This window comes from Undibacterium sp. RTI2.2 (assembly GCF_035018705.1).
Classification (GTDB): Bacteria; Pseudomonadota; Gammaproteobacteria; order Burkholderiales; family Burkholderiaceae_D; genus Undibacterium.
Map to the genome: position 1 here is coordinate 20,818 of NZ_JASJXN010000019.1, position 24,011 is coordinate 44,828.

Sequence of the window (24,011 nt, forward strand, 5' to 3'; positions counted from 1 at the left end):
GGAAATATCGTTCCAAATGGTAATTTCCGATTCAATAGGTGACCTCAATGATCCCACCAGCTCTGGCTATTCCGCTAACTACTTGACCTGACATTGTCTTTGCTTTTGCTACTTGTCCTTCGCTGGCATTGTTTAATGCCTGTCCGTCAGTCGCCACTTGAAATCCTTTACCCGTACTGGTTACGCGCACGGATTGTCCTTGTTGCACTACCGGAGGATTTTTTAGTATGTCTCCTCTTAATGTAGTGCCAGACGTGACGGATGTCGTTATTGACCTGCCTATCGCTTGCTCTGGATTTGTCACAACACCATTTGGTAGGCTTGATAATTCTCCTTTGGTTTTGATTAGATCCGAGGCTGTCAGAACATGTCCTATCGCCAAAGATCCCGCAGTGACATAGTAATCGCCAGTAATTTGCACATTTGCTGTGAGATACACAATCCAAGGCGTTGGTTCTGCGCAGCGTACGCCTACCGTAATCTTGCCCCAAGGTTTACTTCCCTGAGGTAAAAATGGCAATAAATTAGGGCATGCAGCTAAGTTTAAGCGACTATCCAGTGGCCCAACGCTAATGCGCACATCGCCAGATTGGCCGGCGGACTGTGTTTTTAAAAAGTTTTCTGCTGCCTCTCTCACCGCCAAGGGATTTTGCTGAGCGTTGTTTGGCTCGGCAACGACTTGCGTGCTCAAGATTATGCTTAGGATGGCCAGCATTGATCTCGATATTAATCGCTTTTTCATTGGATTCTCGGTGGAAGCATTGAATCAAATTGTAGGTTTTATCTTGGAAAGTAAATCGAGGAATAGACGGTATTTTGGTCTTCTTTTTAGACGATTGGACTTGCCTTTACGGGGATAACATGCAAAGCATCAAAAACCGTTTAAACAGCCGCTGATATTGCTTTTACTTAAATTATCGCGTTGTTATCAAGCTAAAACTGGACTAAAGCAGATCGTAATTGGAGGGAATATGGCTAACAGAATCGACGATTATTTTCGTTTTCAAGAAACTGCGCTATCTGTCAGAGGGCAGCGTCAGCAATTGATTTCATCCAATATCGCTAACGCTGACACGCCCAATTATAAAGCGCGCGATATCGATTTTTCGTCCGCGATGAGTAATGCATTGAATAATGCAGCCACTTCAACATCGACTGGCGCTGCCGTCAACCAGAATGGCAATTTGGCTAATAATGCAATGAGCCAAACAGTAAATCAATCCTCAGCTGAGTTAATAAAAACATCTCCTAATCATCTTGACGGACAAAATAGTGCCGGCACTAGTCAGCTATTGTACCGAAACCCCGTACAGAGCAACGTGGACGGCAACACGGTAGATATGGATGTGGAGCGCAATCAATTCGCGGATAACTCTTTGCGTTATGAGGCTAGCCTTACTATGATTAATATGCAGATTCGCGGCATGTTGGCCGCTATCCAGGGGTAATTATGTCCTTATTCAATATTTTTAATGTCGCAGGTTCCGCCATGAGTGCCCAGGCACAGCGCTTGAATGTGGTGTCTAGTAATTTAGCCAACGCCGATAGCGTAACCAGCTCAAACGGTCAGCCCTATAAAGCCAAACAGGTCGTTTTTAGCGCCGTGCCGTCCAGCGATGCCACTGCCACATCCGTCAAGGTGAAGGAGGTCGTCGAAGATGGTAATCAACCTAAATTGATATATGACCCTAAGCATCCTCTTGCCGATGAAAAAGGTTATGTGGCGACGCCAAATGTCAATGTTGTCGAAGAAATGGTGAATATGATTTCTGCCTCTCGCTCTTACCAGACAAACGTTGATACGATGAATGCCGCTAAAACTTTGTTGCTTAAAACCCTTACTTTAGGTCAGTAAGTAATCATGTTGTTCAATGCTACTTAGTTTTGTTATTAGCAAAATTAGTAAAAGCATTGTGTTAAAAATGTCTCATCAGCGTATCAATAAAATACTTTTGCAACGCTCTAAATACTGGATGAAGGAGTTCAAATGACTACTATTACTAATACCGTTGATCCAGCTTTACTGGCGACGCAGAACGGTACTGCAGCGACAAAATCGACTGTAGCAGATACTCAAAATCAATTTTTGAATTTGCTCGTAACGCAAATGAAAAATCAGGATCCACTGAACCCGATGGACAACGCTCAGGTGACAAGTCAGTTAGCCCAGTTATCCACAGTAACAGGGATCAATCAGCTCAATGCTGCAGTCGCTACTTTAAGCACCAATATGATTGCTGGACAAAATTTACAGGCCGCCAACATGATTGGTCATGGTGTGATTGCACCTGGTAGTGCAATTAGTTTGTCTAGCGGTAAATCGATTTATGGCATCGATTTAGTTCAGGGCGCAGACAAGGTCGATGTCACGATTAAAAATGCCGCCGGTGCTACGGTTAAGACAATTAGTCTTGGCTCAACAGCATCAGGCCTTAATCAATTAACCTGGGATGGTAGCACCGATGCTGGTGGTGTTGCGGCTGACGGCCAGTACACATTCTCTGTAGCTGCAACTTCAGCAGGCAAAGCGGTGGATGCAACTGCATTAAGTTTTGGCCTCGTGTCTAGCGTTACATCCAACGCGCAAGGAGTTAAATTGAGTGTGGCGAATATTGGTGATATCAGTATGGCCGATATCAGAAAAATCTATTAAGAACAATCTGCAAAAAATCTATTCTTGTCATTTTAAGTTCAACTTCAGTTAATTTAATTCTAGTAAATAAGGGGAAATATCATGGGTTTTCAACAAGGCTTAAGCGGCTTAAACGCGGCATCCAAATCGTTAGACGTGATCGGCAATAACATCTCCAATGCCAGCACGGTTGGCTTTAAACAGGCAGAAGTGCAATTTGCCGATGTCTATGCCAATTCTCTCAATGGCTCAGGTGGTGGACAAGTTGGTATTGGTACTAAAGTTGCCGCGATTGCTCAGCAATTTACGCAGGGTAATGTGACCAATACGAATAATCCTTTGGATATCGCGATCAATGGCAATGGATTTTTTAGAATGAACACGAATGGCTCAGTGTCTTATACCCGGAATGGTCAATTCCAGTTAGATAAAAACGGCAATATTATCAATGCGCAGGGTGCACAGCTAACGGGCTATGTTGCTAATGCAAACGGTGTCTTATCGACTGGTGCCCCAGCGCCGATTAATATCAACACGGCTGATATTTCGCCAGCGCAAACCAAGGTCGCAAATGCACTCGTCAATCTGGATTCGCGTCAGACAAATCCTGGTGGTGCTTCACCGATCGCGTTTTCACCAACGGATCCAACTTCTTATAACAACGCGACTTCCGTATCTGTCTTTGATAGCTTGGGTAATTCACATGAGCTGCAAACTTTTTTTGCAAAAGACCCCGCCGCGTTGACATGGAATGTTTATGCCACAAGTGATGGAGTACCGATTGGTTATGTGCCTCCAGCAGCGCCTGTTGCCTTAGGACAGTTGACCTTTGACAATTTGGGCAAGATGGTTGCTGCAACGCCGGCATTTTCTGCAAATGATCCAAGAGCGTTAAAGGTTGCTGTTCCAGTTACCACTGGCGCGGTTACCCCAATTTCAACGCCGATTGATATCAAATTAGATTTTACTGGTTCAACCCAATTCGGTTCTAATTTCAGTGTTAGTACGCTCAAGCAGGATGGTTTTGCGTCAGGTAAGTTGTCCAGTTTTAGTACCGCTAAAGACGGGACGATCGTTGGTAGTTATACCAACGGTAAAACAGCAGTGTTAGGGCAAGTTGTTCTGGCGAGTTTTACCAACGCAAATGGTTTGCAGTCAGTTGGCGATAATCAATGGAACGAGACTTCAACCTCTGGCCAAGCGTTAATTGGCGCACCAGGCTCTAGCGGTCAAGGAACTTTGACCTCGTCTGCCGTTGAGGATTCAAACACAGATCTTACGGCGGAACTGGTCAACATGATTACTGCCCAGCGAGTTTATCAAGCTAATGCCCAGACGATCAAAACAGAAGATCAAATTCAGCAAACCTTGGTGAACTTGCGATAAGCATTAAATCAATAGACTGATATGACTCGCGCGAATGCGGGGTGCGCCTTTACGTTGGTGTGGTGGGCGTGAAGCAAATCCGTAGTTACACCGCGCGGGTTGACGTTAAATGGTTCGTACGATGCTTTACTCTTTTATGTTTTAATTTATATACTCCTAGTATGTATATTTAATTGTCTAGGTAATTTTTTGCTAATAGGGCGATTTTTAAGAAAGTGATGGGGAGTATATTAAGTTCCTCGTTATAAATTTGAAGCAATAGAAATGAAATTACGGTAATTGTTAGCGTTTAATTGTGTTTGTATGATCAGTAAAAATGTGTATTGCTTATTGAAGAGAGATATGAAATGGATCGTTTGATCTATACCGCGATGACGGGAGCGAAGCACATCCTTGAGCAGCAGGCGACAAATTCTAATAATCTCGCCAATGCGACTACTACAGGGTTTCGTGCTCAGATAGATTCTTTTCGTGCGGTGCCAGTGATTGGACCGGGCTTACCAACACGCGCTTTTGTTGTCGATGCGACGGTCGGTTCGGATTTTTCTACTGGTAATGCCCAAATCACAGGCCGCGCGTTAGATGTGGCGGTGCAGGGGAAGGGGTGGCTAGTCGTTCAGCGCGATGATGGCAGTGAGGCGATGACCCGCAATGGCAGTTTAAAGCTGAATGAAAATGGCGTACTGCAGACCCTAAGCGGTCTTAATGTCGTCGGTGAGACCGGACCGATCACGGTGCCGCCTGACGTAACGATCACCATTGCGAGCGACGGCACAATTTCCAGCGTTCCAAACGGCCCAAAAACCAGTGCAGTGGAGATTATCGGGCGTTTAAAACTGGCCAATCCCCCTGAACAAAACTTGGTTCGCGGTGACGACGGTTTATTTAAGACCAAAGATGGCAGCGCGCTCGACGCTGATCCTGCGGTAAATGTTGCCGGTGGCACGTTGGAGGGTAGCAATGTCAGTGTTATCGAGTCTATGGTCTCAATGATTAATCTGGCCCGACAATTTGAAATGAATATGAAGTTACTCCAGAACGCTGAGAGTAACGCTACTAAAGCTAGTCAGATTATGGCTTTGACTTGATGCTATTAGCCTCAAAATGACTAAAGAATTGATATGTTGCCTTCGTGCTCAGGAGAAATAAAATGATACGCTCATTATGGATTGCCAAAACCGGGCTTGATGCGCAGCAGACGCAAATGGATGTCATCTCAAACAATCTGGCCAACGTCAGTACCACGGGTTTTAAACGGTCGCGTGCGATATTTGAGGATTTGCTTTATCAAACACTGCGTCAGCCTGGCGCCCAGAGTTCTCAACAAACTCAATTACCTTCAGGTTTGCAATTGGGTACGGGCGTCCGTCCAGTTGCGACAGAGCGCATTTTTACTCAAGGCAATTTGCAACAGACAAGTAATTCTAAGGATGTTGCCATCCAGGGAGAAGGTTTCTTCCAGGTGTTGCTGCCCGATGGCACTACTGGTTACACCAGAGATGGCTCATTTCAGACCGATAGCCAAGGCCAAATGGTGACGTCTAGTGGATTTGTGATTCAGCCTGCTATTTCGATCCCAGCAAATGCACAATCTATCACGGTAGGGCGGGATGGCACTGTCTCCGTGACGCAGCCCGGTTCCGCTGCGCCGGTGCAAGTCGGTTCCATACAGTTGGCTACTTTTATCAATCCGGCCGGATTGTTAGCGAACGGTGAAAATCTATATACAGAAACAGCGGCATCAGGTAGCCCGGGCACCAACACGCCTGGTACAAACGGAGCTGGATTACTGACACAAGGCTTTATTGAGACGTCTAATGTCAATGTTGCAGAAGAGTTAGTCAATATGATTCAGACCCAGCGTGCTTACGAGATTAATAGTAAGGCGATCACAACCTCGGATCAAATGCTGCAAAAATTAACGCAAATGTGAGTTTCATATGAAATCTACATCCTTCCTTTTTGTCTTGTTCTTAGCGGTTTTATTTTCTATGGCTGGCTGTGCTGTCGTGCCGCCGCCAATTATTCATCAACCGATGACGATAGCGCCACAATCAGCTAAGCCGCAGAGGGAGCTTAATGGCGCAATTTATCAATCAGCATCTTACCGGCCTTTATTTGAAGATCAAAAAGGTCGTTTGTTAGGCGATGTATTGACCATCTCTATCAGCGAAAAAACCAGTGCCGGTAAAGCCGGTGCAAGTTCTGCCAACAAGAGTGGTAGCACCTCGTTCAATGTACCTTCATTTCTTGGCTTGTCTTCTGCTATTACCAGTAATGCCGGTTTATCAAGTACATCGTCCAGTAAATTTGACTCAGCAGGTGCACAAACAGCGAGTAATAATTTTACGGGCACGATTGCAGTCACTGTGATTGATGTTTTACCAAACGGAAATTTATTGGTCAGTGGCGAGAAGCAAATTGCCTTTGATCAAGGGGCTGAATATGTGCGTTTCTCGGGCGTAGTAACACCGGCTAGTATCTCGGCCGCCAACGTGGTCGCATCAGGACAAGTTGCTGATGCTCGTTTTGAATATCGATCTACCGCCAGAATTGATCGCGCTGAGGTTAATTCCTTACTGACGCGGTTTTTCTTAAGTTTTATTCCACTTTGATTGTGGCAATGGAAGTTGTAGTTGAGTGGAATAGAGTTGGGGGCTTGAAATGATGATATTAAATTGGATCAGACGCAGCATGGTCTGTATGTGCCTGTTGGGATCAACGGTGGCAATGCAATCCCATGCCGAGCGCTTGAAGGATATCGCTGGTATTCAAGGCGTGCGTCAGAATCAACTGCTGGGCTATGGACTGGTAGTCGGTCTGGATGGCAGCGGCGATCAGACAACGCAAACGCCGTTTACGGTACAAAGTGTGATTAGTATGTTGCAGCAATTGGGCGTGAGTATTCCCGTCGGCACGAGTTTGCAATTAAAAAATGTAGCGGCTGTCATGGTAACGGCATCGCTTCCTCCTTTTTCTCAGCCAGGGCAAACACTCGATATCACCGTTTCTTCTATGGGCAATGCCAAGAGTTTACGAGGCGGTACCTTATTGATGACGCCGCTCAAAGGTGCCGATAACCAAATTTATGCAATGGCACAAGGCAACGTTTTAGTCGGTGGTGTTGGCGCTGCCGCTGGTGGAAGCAAAGTGCAGGTCAATCATCTGAGCGTTGGACGTATTTCTTCCGGTGCGACTGTCGAAAAAGCCGTCGCATCCATATTGGGGCAAGATGGTGTAGTGCATCTGGAATTGAACACCAGTGACTTTTCTACTGCGAGCAAGGTTGTTGATGCAATCAATAAAAAATTCGGTGCTGGTACAGCGGCGGCGATGGATGGTCGCGTAATCCAGGTCAGAACACCGCTTGGCAGCGATCAGCGAGTCGCATTTTTAGGCAATCTTGAGAGCATAGAAGTCACACCTGCCCAAATTGCAGCAAAAGTTATCCTGAATGCGAGAACCGGATCAATTGTGATGAATCAAGCGGTTACTCTAGACGCTTGCGCCATCGCGCATGGCAATCTGTCTGTGGTGATCAATACAGATACCGCAGTGAGTCAGCCAAATGCACTTGCTGCCGGGCAAACCGAGCTTACTCAGAAATCTGATATCACTATTACCAAAGATGCAGGGCAGCTCGTTATGTTGAAGGCAGGTACTACTTTGACCGATGTCGTTAAAGCACTCAATGCCATTGGCGCAACACCGCAAGATTTGCTTGCAATATTGCAGGCAATGAAAGCTTCCGGTGCTATGCGTGCCGATCTTGAAATCATTTAAGGTGTTGCCATGATAGGACGTGCAGACATTTCGGATAAACTTGCTTTTGATACCAAAGGTTTGGATGATCTCAAGCAATCTGCCAAGAACAATTCTCCAGATGCGTTGAAGGCGGCTGCCAAGCAGTTCGAGGCCTTATACATGACGATGATGTTGAAGTCGATGCGACAGGCAGGTGGTCAGGATGGTCCTTTTGATAATGAGCAAAGTAAGATGTACACGTCCATGCTCGATCAGCAGTTGTCACAAAATATGGCAAAACGCGGCATAGGATTGGCAGACGCTTTGGTTAAACAGCTTTCGAATACGCAATTGAGTCAGGCATTGCAAGGTGACGGTTTATCTCAAAATAGTGGTTTAAATAATAATCTTACTAGTATCAATGCGCGTGGAATTGACTCTTACCTGAGCAACATGAAGCTGGGGCAGAAAATGAGTATTGCCGATGATTCTCCCATTAGTGGAACTGGCAATGTGAAGGAGTTCCAGCAAAAATTATCTGCGCATGCAGAACAAGCCAGTATAGAAACGGGTATACCTGCCAAATTTATGTTGGGGCAGGCGGCGTTAGAGAGTGGTTGGGGCAAAAAAGAAATCAAATCAGTTGATGGAACGCCAAGTCACAATATTTTTGGCATGAAAGCTAATAGCAAATGGAAGGGCAAGACGGTTGATGCGGTTACGACTGAGTATGTGAACGGAGTTGCGTACAAGAAAGTAGAAAAATTTAAGTCCTATGATTCTTATGGCGACGCTTTCAAAGATTACGCCAAATTACTGACAAATAATCCTCGTTATGAAGGTGTAATTGCAAACTCAAAAGATGCTTCTAGTTTTGCGCAAGGTTTGCAAAAAGCGGGTTATGCAACCGATCCTCAGTATGCTAATAAGTTGTCAAAAATCATCAATCAAACCTTGTCAACTTAGCCAGGCATTTGATTTCAACCATTCTTCGGTAGATTTACTTATTAAAGTTTTGTAGGATTTCTCCGAAAACAATATTGATACCTCTCAATAGAGTAACAACAGAAGCAATAAAAGCGTCAGGCAGGAACATCCATGGGTTCAAATATTCTTAGTGTTGGGCAGAGTGCCTTAGCTGCAGCTCAGTTGGGTATTACGACGACCGGTCATAATATTGCTAATGCATCAACTCCAGGCTATAACAGGCAGGTTGTAATTCAAACAGCGAACACACCGCAAAATTTAGGCGGTAATTTTGTTGGTCAAGGTGTGCAGGTTAGTCAAATTAGTCGTGTTTATGATCAATTTTTAGCACAGCAAGTCAATGCTTCCCAATCTAGCAGTAATCAGGTTGGCACTTATTATTCCCAAATTCAGCAAATCAATAATTTGATTGCAGATCCTTCTGCCGGCGTTTCTCCGGCACTACAAGATTTTTTCAAGTCGGTACAAGATTTAGCTGCCAGCCCTAATGGCACGGCTGGTTCTGCCGCGAGACAATCGACATTGTCCTCGGCTCAGGCACTTAGCTCCAGATTTAACAGCTTACAAAATCAATTGGACCAAATTCGTAGCGGCGTGAACGATTCTATTCAATCGACGGTTGGTTCAATTAATAGCTATGCGACACAAATATCTGAATTAAATAATACTATTGCCACCGCGGAGAGTTCAACTAACGGTGGTGCTATACCAAATGATTTACTCGATCAGCGCGATCAACTAGTAACTGAACTCAGTAAGTTGACAAAAGTATCCGTCATATCTGATGGCCCCAAATACAATGTTTTCATAGGCAGTGGCCAACCACTTGTAGTCGGCGCTAACATAAATAAGTTGCAGGCGGCGCAGTCTTTGACTGACCCGTCGCGTTTAGATGTTGCCTATGTTACCAATGGAAAAACTGTTTTATTAGGTGAGAATAGTTTGCCTGGTGGGACACTGGGAGGCTTATTTGACTTTAGAAGTAATACGCTCGATGTGGCGCAAAATTCTTTGGGACGTGTAGCAATTAGTCTTGCGACCACTTTCAATGATCAGCATAAACTCGGTCAGGATCTTAATGGGCAACTGGGTGGCAATTTTTTTAATGTGGCAACTCCTTTAACGAATGCCAGCAGTAATAACACTGGTACGGAGACTGTCACTACATCGATTGCCAGCGCCAGTGCTTTGACAACTAGCGATTACCGCTTGCAATACGATGGTACCAATTACAAACTGACGAGACTGTCTGATGGCGCAACGTTTCCAACTTCACCTGCTACAGCGACTACCCTCGCAGCGCTAGGCACGGTTGACGGGCTGAGTTTTGCTGGTACCGGCACACCCGCAGCGGGCGATGAATTTTTGATCAAGCCAACGATTAACGGCGCCTCTTTCTTGAGCGTAGCGATTACTGACACCTCTAAAATCGCTGCTGCATCGCCTGTTACCACGTCAGTACCAAGTACCAACACCGGATCTGGCGCGATCAGTGCAGGTGTCGTGAATTCGACTTACACTTCGGCAAGCCTATCCACACCTGTAAAACTGGCTTTTTCTGCTAATGCGTTCACTGGTTTTCCCGTCGGATCAAATGTAAGTGTGACTAACAATGGTGTAACCACCTCGTACGGTCCTTATGTCGCTAACACGCCAGTACCATACACAAGCGGTGCGACGATCAGTTTTAGCGGTGCAAGTTTTAATGTCTCAGGTTCGCCCGCAAACGGCGATATATTTAATATTGCACAAAATACGACTGGTACCGGCGACAGTCGAAATGCTGTTTTGCTTGCTGGCCTACAAACAAAAAATAATGTCGCTGGCAATACGACTACATACCAAGGGGCATACGCTCAATTCGTCAGTTTGGTAGGTAATAAAACGCATGAATTAGAAGCCACTAGTGCATCAGAAACGCAGTTGTTGGCGCAAAGTGTTCAGATTCAACAATCTCAATCGGGTGTTAATCTTGATGAAGAAGCCACTAATTTACTGCGCTACCAGCAAGCCTACCAAGCGGCGGGAAAATTGATGCAGATTGCTAGTCAATTATTCAGCGTATTGCTCAACATTAATCCTTAAATCTTTAAGGCATCATCATGCGTATAAGCACTAGCACTATTTATGATACTGGCGGCTCGAGGATTAGCGACTTACAGGTCAGTTTAAACAAGACGCAACAGCAAATCGCAGCGGGTAGAAAAATTTTGACGCCCTCCGATGACCCAGTCGGTTCGGCACGTGCTTTGGTCATTTCGCAGTCAGATGCTATTAATGACCAATATGCCGTCAATAGACAAAACGCGACTAATAGTCTGAGTACCGCTGAGGGCGTACTGCAAAGCGTAACGACCACTATACAGAACGTTAAAACTTTAGTGGTTAGTGCTGGTAATGGTGCTTTGTCAGATACTGACCGTGGTTATATTGCGACGCAATTACAAGGTAATCTGGATGATTTAATTAGCTATGCTAATTCGACTGATGGCACGGGTGGCTATTTGTTTGCAGGTTTCTCGAATTCCAACGCTCCTTATACCAAGACCGCCAACGGCGCTGCATATAGTGGCGATCAAGGACAACGTTTATTGCAGGTCGATACGTCAAGACAGCTTGCTATCAGCGATATTGGCTCTGCTATTTTCGGTAACATTCGTACATCGACTGGGCAATTTAATATCGTCCCAAGTTCGGCTAATACAGGGCAACTGGTGACCACTGCGGCAATTGATCCGGCAACCCAAAACGCATTAACAGGTAACGATTATCAAGTTATATTTGATAATACCGGCACTAATTTCAGTGTGTTAAATAAAACTACTGGGGCCACTGTCGTCCCAAGTACTGCTTATACCAGCCCGCAGACGGTAACTTTTGATGGCATCAGCACGACGTTGACTAATACGCCAGGTGCACCAGCGCCGGGGGATAAATTTACCATCCAATCGGGCAATCAAGATATTTTTAAGACGTTGACCGACATTATCAAAGCGCTAAATACGCCAACAGCAACCGCTGGCGCTAGGGCAGATTTGACTGCCGCTTTATCGCAAGCGAATAACAATGTTGATAAGTCCTTATCCAACGTGTTAACATCAAGAGCTGCTATCGGTACCAGCCTGAAAGAAATCGATGGCCTCAATAGCGCTGGCGATAGCATTGGTCTGGTATACAAACAATCTCTGTCTGATATTCAGTCTCTGGATTATGCCAAGGCAATTACTGAGCTGAACCAGCAACAAGTGACTTTGCAAGCGGCTCAACAATCGTTTGTAAAAACATCGTCGTTATCTTTATTTCAGTATATTAATTAAGCGAACTGAATAAGCAGCCTGAAACCGTCGCCAGAATGTACGGAAATAAGTGATGCAAAATTGCGTATGAAAAATTGGGATTCTCCACTTCAAACGGCCAATCCCAATTTTTTATGAATCTCATTTGAAATATACTCCCCAATATTTTTTTATAATATCTACTATCCTCCAATGATTCTATGGGGAGCTAATATATACACTACGTGAGGATATATGATCGTTTGAAATTAAAAGCTATCGAATACGAGCCAGCTCGGCCTCAACTGCGCGAGCAATAGCTAAAATTTTTGCATCCGAATTTGCCACACCGGCAATACTTAAACCAGCAGGCAAACTATCAGGTGTATGGCAGGGAATCGATATTGCACAGCCATTTAAAACATTAATTGTTGCGGTATTTCTTAGAAGTTGTCCGTTGATATCAAAAAACACGTCGTCGGATGCTTCCAAGTCCGCGATGGCTGGCGCTACGATAGGCACTGTTGGCATGATGATCGCATCAAAGGGCGCAAATAAAGTTTCCATGATTTGTATCCATTGATTACGCGCTTTATGTAAATCAATATAGTCTGCCGCAGACAAACTTGCGCCAGACTGGATTCGTTGCGCCACCCGATGATCGTATTCATATGACCTGGTAGCCAAAAGTGTGCGATGCCAGGCATATGCCTCTGAAGCAGAGAACGACCCCATCTTCCGGTAATCGGCCAGCGGTCTCATTTCTACTTCAATGATGTTTGCCCCCGCTTTTGATAAGCACGACAAAGTAGTGCTAAATGCGCGGGCGACCGCACTATCCAATCCATCTAACACCAATGTTTGTGGTACCGCCAGACGTAAGCCTTTCAGCGGTAAATCAACGATGCTTAGTGAATGATCTGCAATGATGTGATCCATCGCGATGCAGTCGTCAACGTTATTTGCCATGGCGCAAATGGTGTCTAAGCTAAAGGACAATGGCACCGTACCCGCGTTAGAGACTCTGCTAGCAGTTGGTTTAAATCCAGTCAATCCGCAGAGTGCCGCAGGGATACGAATCGATCCTCCGGTGTCCGAACCAATCGCTGCGATACACAGGCCAGTCGCAACAGAAACCGCCGCGCCAGAAGACGAGCCGCCTGGTATTCGCGCCACCGTTTGATCTGCTGGATTGGATGCAGTACCGTAATGTGGATTAAGCCCAACACCGGAAAAAGCAAATTCCGTCATATTGGTTTTACCAATAATCGCAGCACCCGCTAACCTAAGGCGACGCACAACAGGTGCATCTTGCAATGCTGGTGCTGCGTTTCTCAGCACAACAGAGCCTGCTAAAGTAGGTTCTCCTGCCACATCTAATAAATCTTTAATCGAAACCGGCAAGCCTGCAATTGGGGAGAGCGCAGGCATGCCGAGACTGCGCATATGGTCTGCTTGCACGGCCGCAGCCAAAGCCGATGCTGGATATAGTTTCGTAAAAATGGATCGACTTTGGGTGGCAACCTCTAAGCTGGCTTCTACTAGTGCTTTGCGAGAATAAGAATTTAGTGTGCTAATCGATTTGGAATTAGTGGGCTTCATGCGAAAATAGAGGTTATGTGAGCAAGAGAAAAATGCGATAGAAAAATATGACAGAAAACGATAGCATAGACTCCTGTCATGATTGCGACTTAGTTTTAGGACTTAGGTAATAACGTAAATTCTATGACAGCTATCGGATGAGACGTCAAAACGATAATAAACATATCAAAATGCGCAGCTACTTTATTCAAAATATTTAAATTATTTATTAATGCTGCACACCTCGCAAGCGAAAACTAATAGAGATACTTTTATATTATCCATTCCTGTTTGGATGGTATGGATGACCGCATTTTTCTTTGTTGGTATCGGTTTGGGTAGCTACGCTATTCTCGATAATAACGAAGGGCTGTACTCAGAAATATCCAGAGAAATGCTGCGCTCTGGCGATTGGCATCAGTGGGTTATTCCGCATTTGAATGGCCTCGCCTACATGGAAAAACCCCCGTTGTTATATTGGCTGACAGCGTTGTTTTTTGCCGTTTTTGGTGAATCTGAATGGTCTGCCAGACTGGTGCCCGCTTTATCCGCGTTGTCTTGTGTAGGCTTATTGCTCTGGTTTGGTCGTAAATTGGGACGACCTCAATCGGTGCGCTTAGCCGCAATCATGTTTATCTCTGGTCTTGGCGTCATGGCAATGTCGCGTACTTTGATGTTTGATATGTTGCTGACTGCTTTATTGACGGCAGCCCTGATGTGGGCCTATTTTTTTGTCGTTGATCATGATGCTCGTACTGCACGTTTTTCCTACGCTTTTCTTGCTTTGGCGGTGATGGCAAAAGGATTTATTGCGATCATTTTGTTTTGTGCCGTCATTGGTAGTTTTATCTTAAGTCAATCGACGTCAGTCAAAGATTTTTTTATTCGCTTAGGTAGATGCGGGAATTGGAAAGCGATCGGTATTTTTTTATTAATCGTTCTTCCGTGGCATATAGTTGCGGTTCTCACCGAACCAATTTTCGCCTGGTTTTATTTTATTAATGAGCATGTTCTGCGTTTTTTAGGCAAGCGCGAGCCACATGATTATTACGCTGGAGCCTGGTGGTATTACTTGCCGAGAATGGTCTTATATCTTTTTCCTTGGTCTTTTTTAGTACTTGGGGTATTTTTTGCTAAAAAAAATGTAGAGCAAACTGACTTAGTTGGACAAGCCGAACAAGCTGGGTCGGCAGAGTCTCAATCGAGCAGACCATTAACAAAGCAACTACAGTGGTTTTTGAGTTTGGCCTGGTTAATGCCAATGCTGTTTTTCTCAATCTCTAGTGCAAAGGCAAATTATTACCTTGTTACGGTGATGCCACTAGCGAGTTTTCAACTGGCGCTGCTACTGGAAAACAGGCAATACGGCGGCCGATGGGGGCGTTTATTGCCTGGATTACTTCTGGCAATCTTGTTCGGCGGTTTGGCATGGTTTCTATTCCGCCACCCGCAAGAGAAGCTGGATGCGGTCCAAATAATGGGCTTGAGCGCCAATCAATTTCTACTTTACGCTTTGCTTGCACTAGTGTTTGTTGCAGCGATATCTGGCATATCGGCATGGCGTTGGTCACGTGTTGGTATTCTCGCGTATGTTTTGTTACCGATGGCAAGCTTGTTTATTTTTTTAAATGTTTTGCATGTTTCCGCTGAGTGGACATCAGCCCGTCCAATTGCAGATGTGCTAAAGAGTGAGTACTCAGAGCGTAAGATATTTTTATTTCAAATATTTGAAGATCAGTCTTCGCTGGCTTTTTATTTAAAAAAACCAATTTATATAATCGAGAGTCGTAGCAGTGATTTGTTCTGGGGGAATAAGCTACATAAAAATAATATTGCGCTGAGTTCTTCCGATTTTGAACATGTAGCAAATACGTCATCTTTAGCAGTAGTCGTGTTAAACCGCGACGTCGCCTTGTTTACCTCTAAGACCTATTCGAAGAATTTTAGACTTAGTCAAAAATTTGCCAATGTAAGTTTATTTTTGAACTAAGTCCTTGTGCGTATTAGACGCACCAATACACATGATGTATGCATAGACTGCTTACATCGCACATGTGTCATTCACCACGCTGTATTTGTCTTGCACACACCTTGCTGATGTAGTCACTGGCTTTAGGTTTCAGGCTGGAGTGCAGGCAGGCATCAAGGTATAATCTTGCTTTTTGATTCCACCCGTGATGTCGCTGATGTCATCCCTGACTTTCGTGCGCATTACCTCAACTACTCTCTCGCCATGTTGATATTGCCAGGCTCTAATGCCTTGTCTGCTTTCCGTACCCAAGGTCTGTTATCCAAATTGCAAGCTATCGATCCGCACATTATCGGTATTAGTGGTCGCTTTACCCATTTTGTGGATACAGCAAGCACGTTGCCGCAAGATGATATTGCTCGTCTAAATGCTTTGCTGACGTATGGCGATGCATTTGTCGGAAAAGAAGAGGGCGATGTATTTGTGGTGATCCCTCGCTTTGGTACGATTTCTCCGTGGGCCAGCAAAGCCACAGACATCGCTCACAACTGCGGCATGAAGCAAATCAAGCGAATTGAACGCGGCATCTCCTATGTTGTGCAAGTCAAGTCGGGTTTGCTGGGCGGCGCTAAAAAACTGGCAGAAGAATCCAAGCAAGCAGTGGTGGCCTTATTGCATGACCGTATGACAGAGATGGTGCTGCCGGATGTTGAGTCAGCTCAGACACTATTTTCTGAGCTGGAAGCGAAACCATTAGCTTCTATCGATGTGCTGATCGGTGGTAAAGACGCATTATTGCAAGCCAATACTGAGCTTGGCTTAGCATTATCCGATGATGAGATTGATTATCTGGTGGCTGCGTTTGTCACAGCTAAGCGTAATCCTACCGATGTTGAGCTGATGATGTTTGCGCAGGCCAATAGCGAACATTGTCGTCATAAGATTTTTAATGCAGACTGGACCATTGACGGCGTCGCGCAAGATATCTCCTTGTTTGGCATGATCAAAAATACCCATTTGTTACAACCCAAAGGCACCATCGTTGCGTATAGCGACAATTCTTCCATTATGGAGGGGGCGACAGTAAAACGTTTCTATCCGCGTGGAGCGGCAGAGGGCAATGTGTACCAGGCGTCAGAAGAATTGACGCACACCTTGATGAAGGTGGAGACACATAATCATCCGACAGCAATTTCTCCATTCCCTGGCGCATCGACTGGCGCTGGTGGCGAGATCCGTGATGAGGGTGCCACAGGTCGTGGTGCTAAACCTAAAGCAGGTTTGTCTGGTTTTACGGTTTCTAATCTGATGCTTCCAGATGCGCCGCAACCTTGGGAAAACACAACAGATACGATAGCTAGCTCTGACAGCGCGCCTTCTGGCCAGGTCTACGGCAAGCCAGATCGCATCGCGTCACCTTTACAAATTATGATCGAGGGCCCGCTGGGCGGTGCTGCGTTTAATAATGAATTTGGTCGTCCTAATCTGGGCGGCTACTTCCGTACCTATGAGCAAAATGTTGGCGGCACGGTACATGGTTATCACAAGCCCATTATGATCGCTGGCGGTATCGGCAGCATCTCAGATAAACATACTAAGAAAAATGATCTGCCCGTTGGCACCTTGCTGATTCAGCTAGGTGGTCCTGGTATGCGTATTGGTATGGGCGGTAGTGCCGCGTCATCCATGGCGACAGGATCGAATACCGCTGATCTGGATTTTGATTCGGTCCAGCGTGGTAATCCTGAGATGGAGCGTCGGGCACAAGAAGTGATTAATTCTTGCTGGCAAATGGGCGATGCTAATCCGATTTTGTCGATACACGATGTCGGTGCTGGCGGCTTGTCGAATGCTTTTCCAGAGATCACGAATGATGCCAAACGTGGTGCGATTTTTGATTTGCGTAAAGTCCCTCTGGAAGAGAGTGGTATGGCGCCAAAAGAAATCTGGAGTAACGAGTCTCAGGAGCGTTATGTGCTTGGTATCGCTCCGGAAAGTCTGCCGCTATTCCAATATTTCTGCGAACGTGAGCGAGCTTTGTTTGCAGTAGTCGGCACTGCGACAGAAGAGCGCCAATTAAAAGTCATCGATCCTCAACACGACAATGTACCGGTTGATATGCCGATGAATGTGTTGTTGGGCAAACCGCCAAAAATGCATCGCGATGTGAAGCATGTAGAGAAAAAATTTCCTGCGATTGACTTAACTGGCATGGATTTAAAAGTCGTGGCTGAGCGGGTATTAAGCTTGCCGACGGTTGCTGATAAATCCTTCCTGATCACGATTGGCGATCGTACTGTTGGCGCCAGTACAGTGCGTGACCAAATGGTCGGCCCTTGGCAAGTTCCGGTCGCCGATTGTGCCGTCACAACCATGAGTTTTGAAGGCTATTTGGGTGAAGCCATGTCGATGGGCGAACGCACTCCACTCGCCGTGATTAACGCTGCTGCATCGGGGCGTATGGCAATTGGTGAGGCAATTACCAATATCGCTGCTGCGCCGATTAAAGATATCTCTGACATTAAGTTGTCCGCTAACTGGATGGCTGCCTGTGGTCAGCCCGGTCAGGATGCTGCTTTGTTCGATACGGTCAAAGCGATTGGCTTGGAATTATGCCCAGCGTTAGGCATCAGTATTCCCGTTGGTAAAGATTCGCTGTCAATGCGTACAACGTGGAAAGAGGATGGCGAAGACAAGTCAGTCACATCACCAGTCTCGCTGATTATTTCCGCCTTTGCGCCCGTGTTTGATGTGCGTAAAACTTTGACCCCACAAATTCGTCTGGATGCTGGCGACACTAGCTTGTTACTGATCGATTTAGGTCGAGGTAAAAATCGTCTTGGCGCATCTTGTTTCGCCCAAGTCATGCAAAAACTCGGTGATCAGACGCCAGATGCGGATAGCGCCGAAGATATCAAAGCGTTTTTCGCTGCGATTCAACAATTAAATAGTGAAGACAAATTACTGGCGTATCACGACCGCTCTGATGGTGGTTTGTATGCGACGCTCTGCGAAATGGCGTTTGCCGGTCGTAGTGGTTTATCCGTCAATCTGGATATTTTGACGATGGATGAGGCCGCTGACTGGGGCGATGCCAAAAATTGGGCAGGGCAGGTAGCAGAACGTCGCAATGACCAGACGTTGCGTGCTTTGTTTAACGAGGAGTTAGGCGCTGTTATCCAAATCCGTACCGAACAACGCTCAGAGGTGATGGATGTATTACGCGCACATAATCTGGGTGCTTGTAGCCATATAATTGGCAAAGTCAACGCTAGTGACGTGATTGAATTTACCCGCGATGCTAAGCAGATTTATAGCCAGCCACGCGCAAGCTTGCATCAGATATGGAGTAAAACCAGCTGGCAAATCGCTCGTCTGCGTGACAATCCAGCCTGCGCCGATGCTGAATACGCGCGCTTGCTGGATGCTAGTGACAAAGGTATGCAGCCGAAACTGAGCTTTGATCCGCAACAAGATATTGCCGCGCCGTTTATCAATACAGGTGCTCGTCCTCGCGTGGCAATTTTGCGCGAGCAGGGTGTCAATTCTCATATTGAAACTGCCTATGTCATGCACAAAGCAGGCTTTGAGTCGGTTGATGTCCATATGAGCGACCTGATCGCTGGACGTGCGCGTCTGGCTGATTTCAAAGGCTTGATGGCAGTGGGTGGTTTCTCGTATGGCGACGTATTAGGTGCTGGTGAAGGTTGGGCTAAAACGATTTTGTTTAATGCCATGATGGCAGAGCAGTTCTCTGAGTTCTTCCAGCGTGACGACACTTTCGGCCTAGGTATTTGCAATGGTTGCCAGATGATGAGCAATTTAAAATCGATTATTCCTGGCGCGCAAGCCTGGCCTAAATTCACCAAGAATAAGTCAGAGCAATTCGAGGCGCGTTTCGCTATGGTCGAAGTGCAAGAGTCTGCATCGATCTTTTTCCAGGGTATGGCCGGGACGCAAACTCCAATCGCTGTTGCGCATGGCGAAGGCTTTGCCGATTTCTCTATTACTGGCGACATTAAAGCGGCACAAGTGGCAATGCGTTTTGTGAACAACAACGGTGCTACAACAGAAGCTTATCCATACAATCCGAATGGATCACCGCAAGGTATTACGGCGGTGACAAACACAGATGGTCGTTTTACCGTCATGATGCCGCATGCCGAACGCGTATTCCGTACGGTATTGCAGTCATGGCATCCAGATGCTTGGGGCGAGGATTCTCCGTGGATGCGGATGTTCCGCAATGCACGTCAGTGGGTAGCATAAGGGATTTGCGTAGACTTAAACATAAGTTCACGCATAGTAAGTAATGCAAAAACGCCGCAGTTTGCTGTGGCGTTTTTTTGTTTTGAATAATTATCTACATTCATATACTCCCCATCATTTTTTAAAAAATCGTTCTATTGACCAATAAAAATATGGACAATAAAATATACATACTGGAGTATATTATTTGATGCTGGAGTGAAACCATTTAAATCTAATCATAAAAATAAAAAAGACGCCGTAGCGTCTTTTTTGTTGCAGCTCAATTAAAGCAGAATCGAAGCTTTATCAGATCTGTAATTGCTTATTGGATCTTCGCCTTTTTCAACAAAGACTGTTGATAAGCTTGTACTTTTTGCTGTTGCAAGCCATTCACGATTTGTGGTTTAACTTCTTCCATCGTCGGGAATTTAGCAGTACGTACATCATCCAATTTGATGATGTGGTAACCAAATTCTGTTTTCACTGGTGTTTCAGTGAACTGACCTTTTTGCAAAGCGACTAACGCTTTTGAGAATGGCTCAACAAAGGTTGCTGGTGATGCCCAGTCTAAATCGCCGCCTTTGCCTGCAGAACCCGGATCGATTGATTGCTTTGCCAATTCGTCAAACTTAGCGCCTGCTTTCAATTTCAAAATAATCGCTTTTGCTTCATCTTCAGTTTTTACCAGAATATGGAAAGCGTGGTATTCCTTGTCGCCAGCTTGTGCTTTTGCTTTGTCGTACTCTGCTTTGACTTCAGCATCAGTTACTGGGTTTTTCTTGACATAATCAAGCATTAAGGCACGGATCAAAATGGATTGACGCGCAACTTCCAATTGAGTTTTGACGTCTGGATTCGAGGCTAAAGCAGCCTTGTCAGCTTCTTGCATCAGCACTTCACGGTTGATCAGTTCTTTCTTGACCATTTCGCGCAGTTCTGGCGAATCTTTCTGACCTTGTTCTGCAAGTTGTTTGACCATTGCGTCAACACGATTAGCAGGAATTGCTTTGCCGTTAACAACGGCGAGATTTTGAGCCATGACAGGCAGGGCAGTTGCGAAAAGTACTACCAGCAAATGAGCAGGTTTAAAAGTCATTATCTGTTCCTAAAATAACAAAGTAAGTAAAAACAAAGTGGTTAGGTCGGTATCTCTGACGGAGCCAACGCAGTGATTGCAAGGGCATGAATTTCCGTATGCATCATATCGCCAACGGCATCATACACCAGTCGATGTCGGGAAACACGATTTAAGCCCTCAAATTGGTAACAAACTATTTTTACGCTGTAATGACTGCCACCAGATGCTGCGCCAGCATGACCTGCATGGGCGGCTGAGTCGTCTTGCAGATTGCAAGAAACGGGCTGTAATTTTTCTTGTAAATAGCTTTCTATGCGTTGAAAACGATCGTTCATGTCGGCTCTTCCATATATTTTGACAGGTAAAAGCCTTGCAAAATAACAAAGACAGGCAAAGCAGCAATGGAATAAAGCTTAAAGTTAACCCAAGTCGTTGTGGGAAAGGAGAATGCTACATATATATTGCCTAAGCCCATCACGATAAAGTAACTTATCCAAGCTAGGCTAAGCTTCCCCCAGACCGGTTCTGGTAAGTTGATTTGGGCTCCCATGGCTGTGCGCAATAGATTTTTTTTAAATATAAATTGACCCATCAAAAAAGCGCCTGCATAGCACCAATAAATGACGGTTGGTTTCCATTTAATGAACGTTTCACTATGAAAATAAATCGTCGCGCTACCAAATACGGCAATGACGATGAATGAAATCCACAACATTGCATCGACTTTTTTACGCCGTATTAGTAGGAAGCCAATTTGTACGATCGCAGCAAGAATCGTGATGGCGGTAGCTAATAATATTGGTGCCAGATCGGGTGCAATTACCCCGCCAGAGATGAATTCTGACAGGTAGCGGTTGACCAATTCTTGCGCGTTAACAGGGTATTTTTCACCTAATTTAAAAGTGGCGAAAAACAGAAGGACAGGAAAAATGTCGTACAAAAATTTCATAGGTACTTTACTAAAAGATTTTATTTAAAAATCTAGGCTTTTGGCTCGAATTTTAACGAGGCAGAATTAATGCAATAACGCAAGCCAGTTGGCGGCGGGCCATCTGGAAATACGTGCCCTAAGTGAGCGTCGCAGATATTACACAATATCTCGGTGCGCGTCATGCCATGTGTACGGTCAACTTTTTCTAACACATTGGCGGGATTGAGTGCTTTAAAGTAGCTTGGCCAGCCACAACCAGAATCAAATTTAGTGTCGGACTCAAATAAAGGAGTGCCGCAGCAAACGCAGATATAAGTGCCAACCTCGTGGTGATCCCAAAATTTGCCGGTAAAAGCGCGCTCAGTGTCGGCATGCCTTGTGACTTGATATTCAATCGGGGTTAAAGCAGCGCGCCATTGCGCATCGGTTTTGGTGATTTTTGACATTTTTGTGCCTTTCGGTATGTTTTTTCAAATCAGGAAGAGCAGCTCACTTCTAGTTCGCGTGCCCAGTCTGGCGGCAAATCGGCATAGTGATCATGCTCTGGTTGTTCATCAAACGGATTTTCTAATATTTCTAACAGCTTGGCGACCTCTGAAAAATCCTTCTTTTGGGCTTTTTCGATAGCAATTTGCGCCAGATAGTTCCTCAGTATATATTTGGGATTAACCTTACGCATGGCTTGCTGGCGTTCTGTATCATCGCTTTTCTCCGCATGCAACCGGGTTCTATATTGCACTAACCATTGATCCAGCGCTTGACGATCTATAAAACCATCACGCAGTGCCTCGTCGGCGTCTGATTTTTCTGATGTCAGATTACTTAAATGACGGAAGCTTTGTGTAAAGTCGGCCTGATTCTCCTGCATCAAAGCAAAAAATTGGTCAAATAAAATACCATTTTCTGCTCCCTGTTGTTCAACGAACGGCAAGCCAAATTTTTTATGTAGCAAGCGATCCATGGCTTCTTTGTACGTAGGCTGATATACCGCCAATCCGGCTTGGGCATCTTCTACTGTGCCGATCAATGGCAATAATGCCTGAGCAAGTGCATGACAATTCCAATGTCCGATTTGTGGCTGGTTGCGGTAAGAATAGCGTCCCTGGGTGTCGGTGTGGTTACAGATATGGTTGGCATCAAATGCCTCCATAAAACCAAATGGACCGTAATCCAGTGTCAGTCCTAGAATCGACATATTGTCGGTATTCATCACACCATGCATAAAGCCGACGGCTTGCCATTGCGCCATCAAGCGTGCAGTCCGCTGCGTGACTTCTATGAGCAATGCTTGATAAGGATTGGGCTGTTTTAATAAATCAGGGTAATAGTTATTCAGTACGAAATCGGCCAGGGTTTGCAATTGTTCTGGCTGGTTGTTGTAGTACCAGTGCTCAAACGAGCCAAACCGGATAAAACTCGGGGCGAGCCGGGCAACGACGGCGGTAGTTTCCGGCGTTTCACGCATGACGTATTGATCCGAGCCAGTCACGCAGAGTGCGCGTGAACTTGGAATGCCGAGTCCTGCCATTGCTTCCGAACATAAAAATTCGCGTATTGATGAGCGAAGCACGGCACGACCATCCCCCATGCGCGAGTAAGGTGTCATGCCAGCGCCTTTGAGCTGGATTTCAATTCGGGCTGACGGATTCGTTTCTTTCTGGTCAGGTGCGTTATCTGCTACGTCGCCCAGTAAGATCGCGCGTCCATCGCCTAATTGACCTGCCCAAACACCAAATTGATGACCCGAATACACCGCAGACAGTGGCTCGCTATTACTGGCTAACTGGTTACCGGTAAAAATGCTGGTAAATATCGGATCGGCAAAGCTATCTTTGCTCAGGCCTATGCTTGCCGCGACTTTAGCGCTAGCGCCAACCAGATACGGTGCAGCTAAGGGGGTAGGGGATAGTTTTGTATAAAACTCGGCAGGCAGTGTTGCAAAATGATTACTTAAGTTGAGACTGCTGAAATCGTGCAAGTCAGATGAATTATGTTGCGTGCTGATAACGGTGTTGGTCATTGCGTAATTGTCGCAGCCAGTGCGAAATGGATATTAACGAACTCCATTTTGACAGACTCAAGCAAAGTCGGTTTTTTATCTATCAGAGTTGTTTATGTTGTTGGCTGAAGAGTGGATTGCCGTAGCCACTTTCGCCAATTACTTTGATATTACTTAG

20 protein-coding genes are annotated in these 24,011 nt (G+C 45.5%); 13 read left to right on the forward strand and 7 right to left on the reverse strand.

Annotated features, from left to right (window positions below):
- Positions 1-31 precede the first annotated feature (31 nt).
- Positions 32-691 (reverse strand): flagellar basal body P-ring formation chaperone FlgA, encoded by a 660-nt coding sequence (gene flgA / locus QN395_RS12005; protein ID WP_322119038.1) that lies wholly within the window; start codon positions 689-691, stop codon positions 32-34.
- A gap of 280 nt (positions 692-971) precedes the next feature.
- Between flgA and flgB the strand changes: the two genes are divergently transcribed.
- From flgB to flgL, 11 genes are all read left to right on the forward strand, one after another.
- Complete coding sequence (gene flgB / locus QN395_RS12010; RefSeq protein ID WP_322119037.1) at positions 972-1,448, forward strand: flagellar basal body rod protein FlgB; 477 nt, start codon at positions 972-974, stop codon at positions 1,446-1,448.
- Between the two features lie 2 nt (positions 1,449-1,450).
- Entirely contained in the window at positions 1,451-1,855 is a 405-nt protein-coding gene (flgC, locus tag QN395_RS12015) for a flagellar basal body rod protein FlgC (protein WP_322119036.1), read from the forward strand.
- A gap of 132 nt (positions 1,856-1,987) precedes the next feature.
- Positions 1,988-2,653, forward strand: a complete 666-nt coding sequence (locus tag QN395_RS12020; protein WP_322119035.1) for a flagellar hook assembly protein FlgD — start codon at positions 1,988-1,990, stop codon at positions 2,651-2,653.
- Between the two features lie 81 nt (positions 2,654-2,734).
- Positions 2,735-4,018 carry a flagellar hook protein FlgE gene (flgE, locus tag QN395_RS12025; protein ID WP_322119034.1) on the forward strand — a complete coding sequence of 428 codons (1,284 nt, stop codon included), beginning with the start codon at positions 2,735-2,737 and terminating at the stop codon, positions 4,016-4,018.
- 347 nt (positions 4,019-4,365) lie between these two features.
- Positions 4,366-5,106: a flagellar basal body rod protein FlgF gene (locus tag QN395_RS12030; RefSeq protein WP_322119033.1), complete on the forward strand. Its 741-nt coding sequence runs from the start codon at positions 4,366-4,368 to the stop codon at positions 5,104-5,106.
- Positions 5,107-5,168: 62 nt separating this feature from the next.
- Positions 5,169-5,951 (forward strand): flagellar basal-body rod protein FlgG, encoded by a 783-nt coding sequence (gene flgG, locus QN395_RS12035; RefSeq protein ID WP_322119032.1) that lies wholly within the window; start codon positions 5,169-5,171, stop codon positions 5,949-5,951.
- A 7-nt stretch (positions 5,952-5,958) separates the two neighbouring features.
- The gene (locus QN395_RS12040) at positions 5,959-6,633 is read left to right on the forward strand and encodes a flagellar basal body L-ring protein FlgH (protein ID WP_322119031.1); all 675 of its coding nucleotides are present in this window, start codon (positions 5,959-5,961) and stop codon (positions 6,631-6,633) included.
- Between the two features lie 49 nt (positions 6,634-6,682).
- Positions 6,683-7,801: a flagellar basal body P-ring protein FlgI gene (locus tag QN395_RS12045; protein ID WP_416200106.1), complete on the forward strand. Its 1,119-nt coding sequence runs from the start codon at positions 6,683-6,685 to the stop codon at positions 7,799-7,801.
- A 9-nt stretch (positions 7,802-7,810) separates the two neighbouring features.
- On the forward strand, positions 7,811-8,728 hold the full coding sequence (flgJ, locus tag QN395_RS12050) for a flagellar assembly peptidoglycan hydrolase FlgJ (protein ID WP_322119030.1): 918 nt from the start codon (positions 7,811-7,813) through the stop codon (positions 8,726-8,728).
- A gap of 132 nt (positions 8,729-8,860) precedes the next feature.
- Positions 8,861-10,834 carry a flagellar hook-associated protein FlgK gene (flgK, locus tag QN395_RS12055; RefSeq protein WP_322119029.1) on the forward strand — a complete coding sequence of 658 codons (1,974 nt, stop codon included), beginning with the start codon at positions 8,861-8,863 and terminating at the stop codon, positions 10,832-10,834.
- A 17-nt stretch (positions 10,835-10,851) separates the two neighbouring features.
- Positions 10,852-12,066: a flagellar hook-associated protein FlgL gene (gene flgL, locus QN395_RS12060; protein WP_322119028.1), complete on the forward strand. Its 1,215-nt coding sequence runs from the start codon at positions 10,852-10,854 to the stop codon at positions 12,064-12,066.
- Positions 12,067-12,300: 234 nt separating this feature from the next.
- Here flgL and QN395_RS12065 read toward each other — a convergent pair whose 3' ends face one another.
- Positions 12,301-13,626, reverse strand: coding sequence for an amidase (locus tag QN395_RS12065; protein WP_322119027.1), 1,326 nt, complete (start codon positions 13,624-13,626; stop codon positions 12,301-12,303).
- Between the two features lie 283 nt (positions 13,627-13,909).
- On the opposite strand from QN395_RS12065, the gene QN395_RS12070 reads away from it, so the two are divergent.
- Together QN395_RS12070 and purL are read left to right on the forward strand one after the other, a co-directional pair.
- Entirely contained in the window at positions 13,910-15,595 is a 1,686-nt protein-coding gene (locus QN395_RS12070) for a glycosyltransferase family 39 protein (protein ID WP_322119026.1), read from the forward strand.
- 243 nt (positions 15,596-15,838) lie between these two features.
- Complete coding sequence (purL, locus tag QN395_RS12075) at positions 15,839-19,843, forward strand: phosphoribosylformylglycinamidine synthase (protein ID WP_322121574.1); 4,005 nt, start codon at positions 15,839-15,841, stop codon at positions 19,841-19,843.
- Positions 19,844-20,147: 304 nt separating this feature from the next.
- Here purL and QN395_RS12080 read toward each other — a convergent pair whose 3' ends face one another.
- From QN395_RS12080 to QN395_RS12100, 5 genes are read right to left on the reverse strand one after another with little or no spacing between them, the layout of a single operon-like run.
- Entirely contained in the window at positions 20,148-20,921 is a 774-nt protein-coding gene (locus QN395_RS12080; protein WP_322119025.1) for a peptidylprolyl isomerase, read from the reverse strand.
- 41 nt (positions 20,922-20,962) lie between these two features.
- The gene (locus tag QN395_RS12085; RefSeq protein ID WP_322119024.1) at positions 20,963-21,238 is read right to left on the reverse strand and encodes a BolA family protein; all 276 of its coding nucleotides are present in this window, start codon (positions 21,236-21,238) and stop codon (positions 20,963-20,965) included.
- Positions 21,235-21,852 carry a septation protein A gene (locus QN395_RS12090; protein ID WP_322119023.1) on the reverse strand — a complete coding sequence of 206 codons (618 nt, stop codon included), beginning with the start codon at positions 21,850-21,852 and terminating at the stop codon, positions 21,235-21,237. Before QN395_RS12090 ends, QN395_RS12085 begins: the two co-directional genes overlap by 4 nt.
- A 32-nt stretch (positions 21,853-21,884) precedes the next feature.
- Positions 21,885-22,280 (reverse strand): peptide-methionine (R)-S-oxide reductase MsrB, encoded by a 396-nt coding sequence (gene msrB / locus QN395_RS12095; RefSeq protein WP_322119022.1) that lies wholly within the window; start codon positions 22,278-22,280, stop codon positions 21,885-21,887.
- A 29-nt stretch (positions 22,281-22,309) separates the two neighbouring features.
- Complete coding sequence (locus QN395_RS12100) at positions 22,310-23,854, reverse strand: protein adenylyltransferase SelO (protein WP_323492948.1); 1,545 nt, start codon at positions 23,852-23,854, stop codon at positions 22,310-22,312.
- Positions 23,855-24,011 lie beyond the last annotated feature (157 nt).

Bases quoted from the DNA above. Each gene is read 5' to 3' on its own strand.
- flgB (WP_322119037.1), top strand. From the start codon at position 972: ATGGCTAACAGAATCGACGATTATTTTCGTTTTCAAGAAACTGCGCTA.
- flgC (WP_322119036.1), top strand. From the start codon at position 1,451: ATGTCCTTATTCAATATTTTTAATGTCGCAGGTTCCGCCATGAGTGCC.
- QN395_RS12020 (WP_322119035.1), top strand. From the start codon at position 1,988: ATGACTACTATTACTAATACCGTTGATCCAGCTTTACTGGCGACGCAG.
- flgE (WP_322119034.1), top strand. From the start codon at position 2,735: ATGGGTTTTCAACAAGGCTTAAGCGGCTTAAACGCGGCATCCAAATCG.
- QN395_RS12030 (WP_322119033.1), top strand. From the start codon at position 4,366: ATGGATCGTTTGATCTATACCGCGATGACGGGAGCGAAGCACATCCTT.
- flgG (WP_322119032.1), top strand. From the start codon at position 5,169: ATGATACGCTCATTATGGATTGCCAAAACCGGGCTTGATGCGCAGCAG.
- QN395_RS12040 (WP_322119031.1), top strand. From the start codon at position 5,959: ATGAAATCTACATCCTTCCTTTTTGTCTTGTTCTTAGCGGTTTTATTT.
- QN395_RS12045 (WP_416200106.1), top strand. From the start codon at position 6,683: ATGATGATATTAAATTGGATCAGACGCAGCATGGTCTGTATGTGCCTG.
- flgJ (WP_322119030.1), top strand. From the start codon at position 7,811: ATGATAGGACGTGCAGACATTTCGGATAAACTTGCTTTTGATACCAAA.
- flgK (WP_322119029.1), top strand. From the start codon at position 8,861: ATGGGTTCAAATATTCTTAGTGTTGGGCAGAGTGCCTTAGCTGCAGCT.
- flgL (WP_322119028.1), top strand. From the start codon at position 10,852: ATGCGTATAAGCACTAGCACTATTTATGATACTGGCGGCTCGAGGATT.
- QN395_RS12065 (WP_322119027.1), bottom strand. From the start codon at position 13,626: ATGAAGCCCACTAATTCCAAATCGATTAGCACACTAAATTCTTATTCT.
- QN395_RS12070 (WP_322119026.1), top strand. From the start codon at position 13,910: ATGACCGCATTTTTCTTTGTTGGTATCGGTTTGGGTAGCTACGCTATT.
- purL (WP_322121574.1), top strand. From the start codon at position 15,839: ATGTTGATATTGCCAGGCTCTAATGCCTTGTCTGCTTTCCGTACCCAA.
- QN395_RS12080 (WP_322119025.1), bottom strand. From the start codon at position 20,921: ATGACTTTTAAACCTGCTCATTTGCTGGTAGTACTTTTCGCAACTGCC.
- QN395_RS12085 (WP_322119024.1), bottom strand. From the start codon at position 21,238: ATGAACGATCGTTTTCAACGCATAGAAAGCTATTTACAAGAAAAATTA.
- QN395_RS12090 (WP_322119023.1), bottom strand. From the start codon at position 21,852: ATGAAATTTTTGTACGACATTTTTCCTGTCCTTCTGTTTTTCGCCACT.
- msrB (WP_322119022.1), bottom strand. From the start codon at position 22,280: ATGTCAAAAATCACCAAAACCGATGCGCAATGGCGCGCTGCTTTAACC.
- QN395_RS12100 (WP_323492948.1), bottom strand. From the start codon at position 23,854: ATGACCAACACCGTTATCAGCACGCAACATAATTCATCTGACTTGCAC.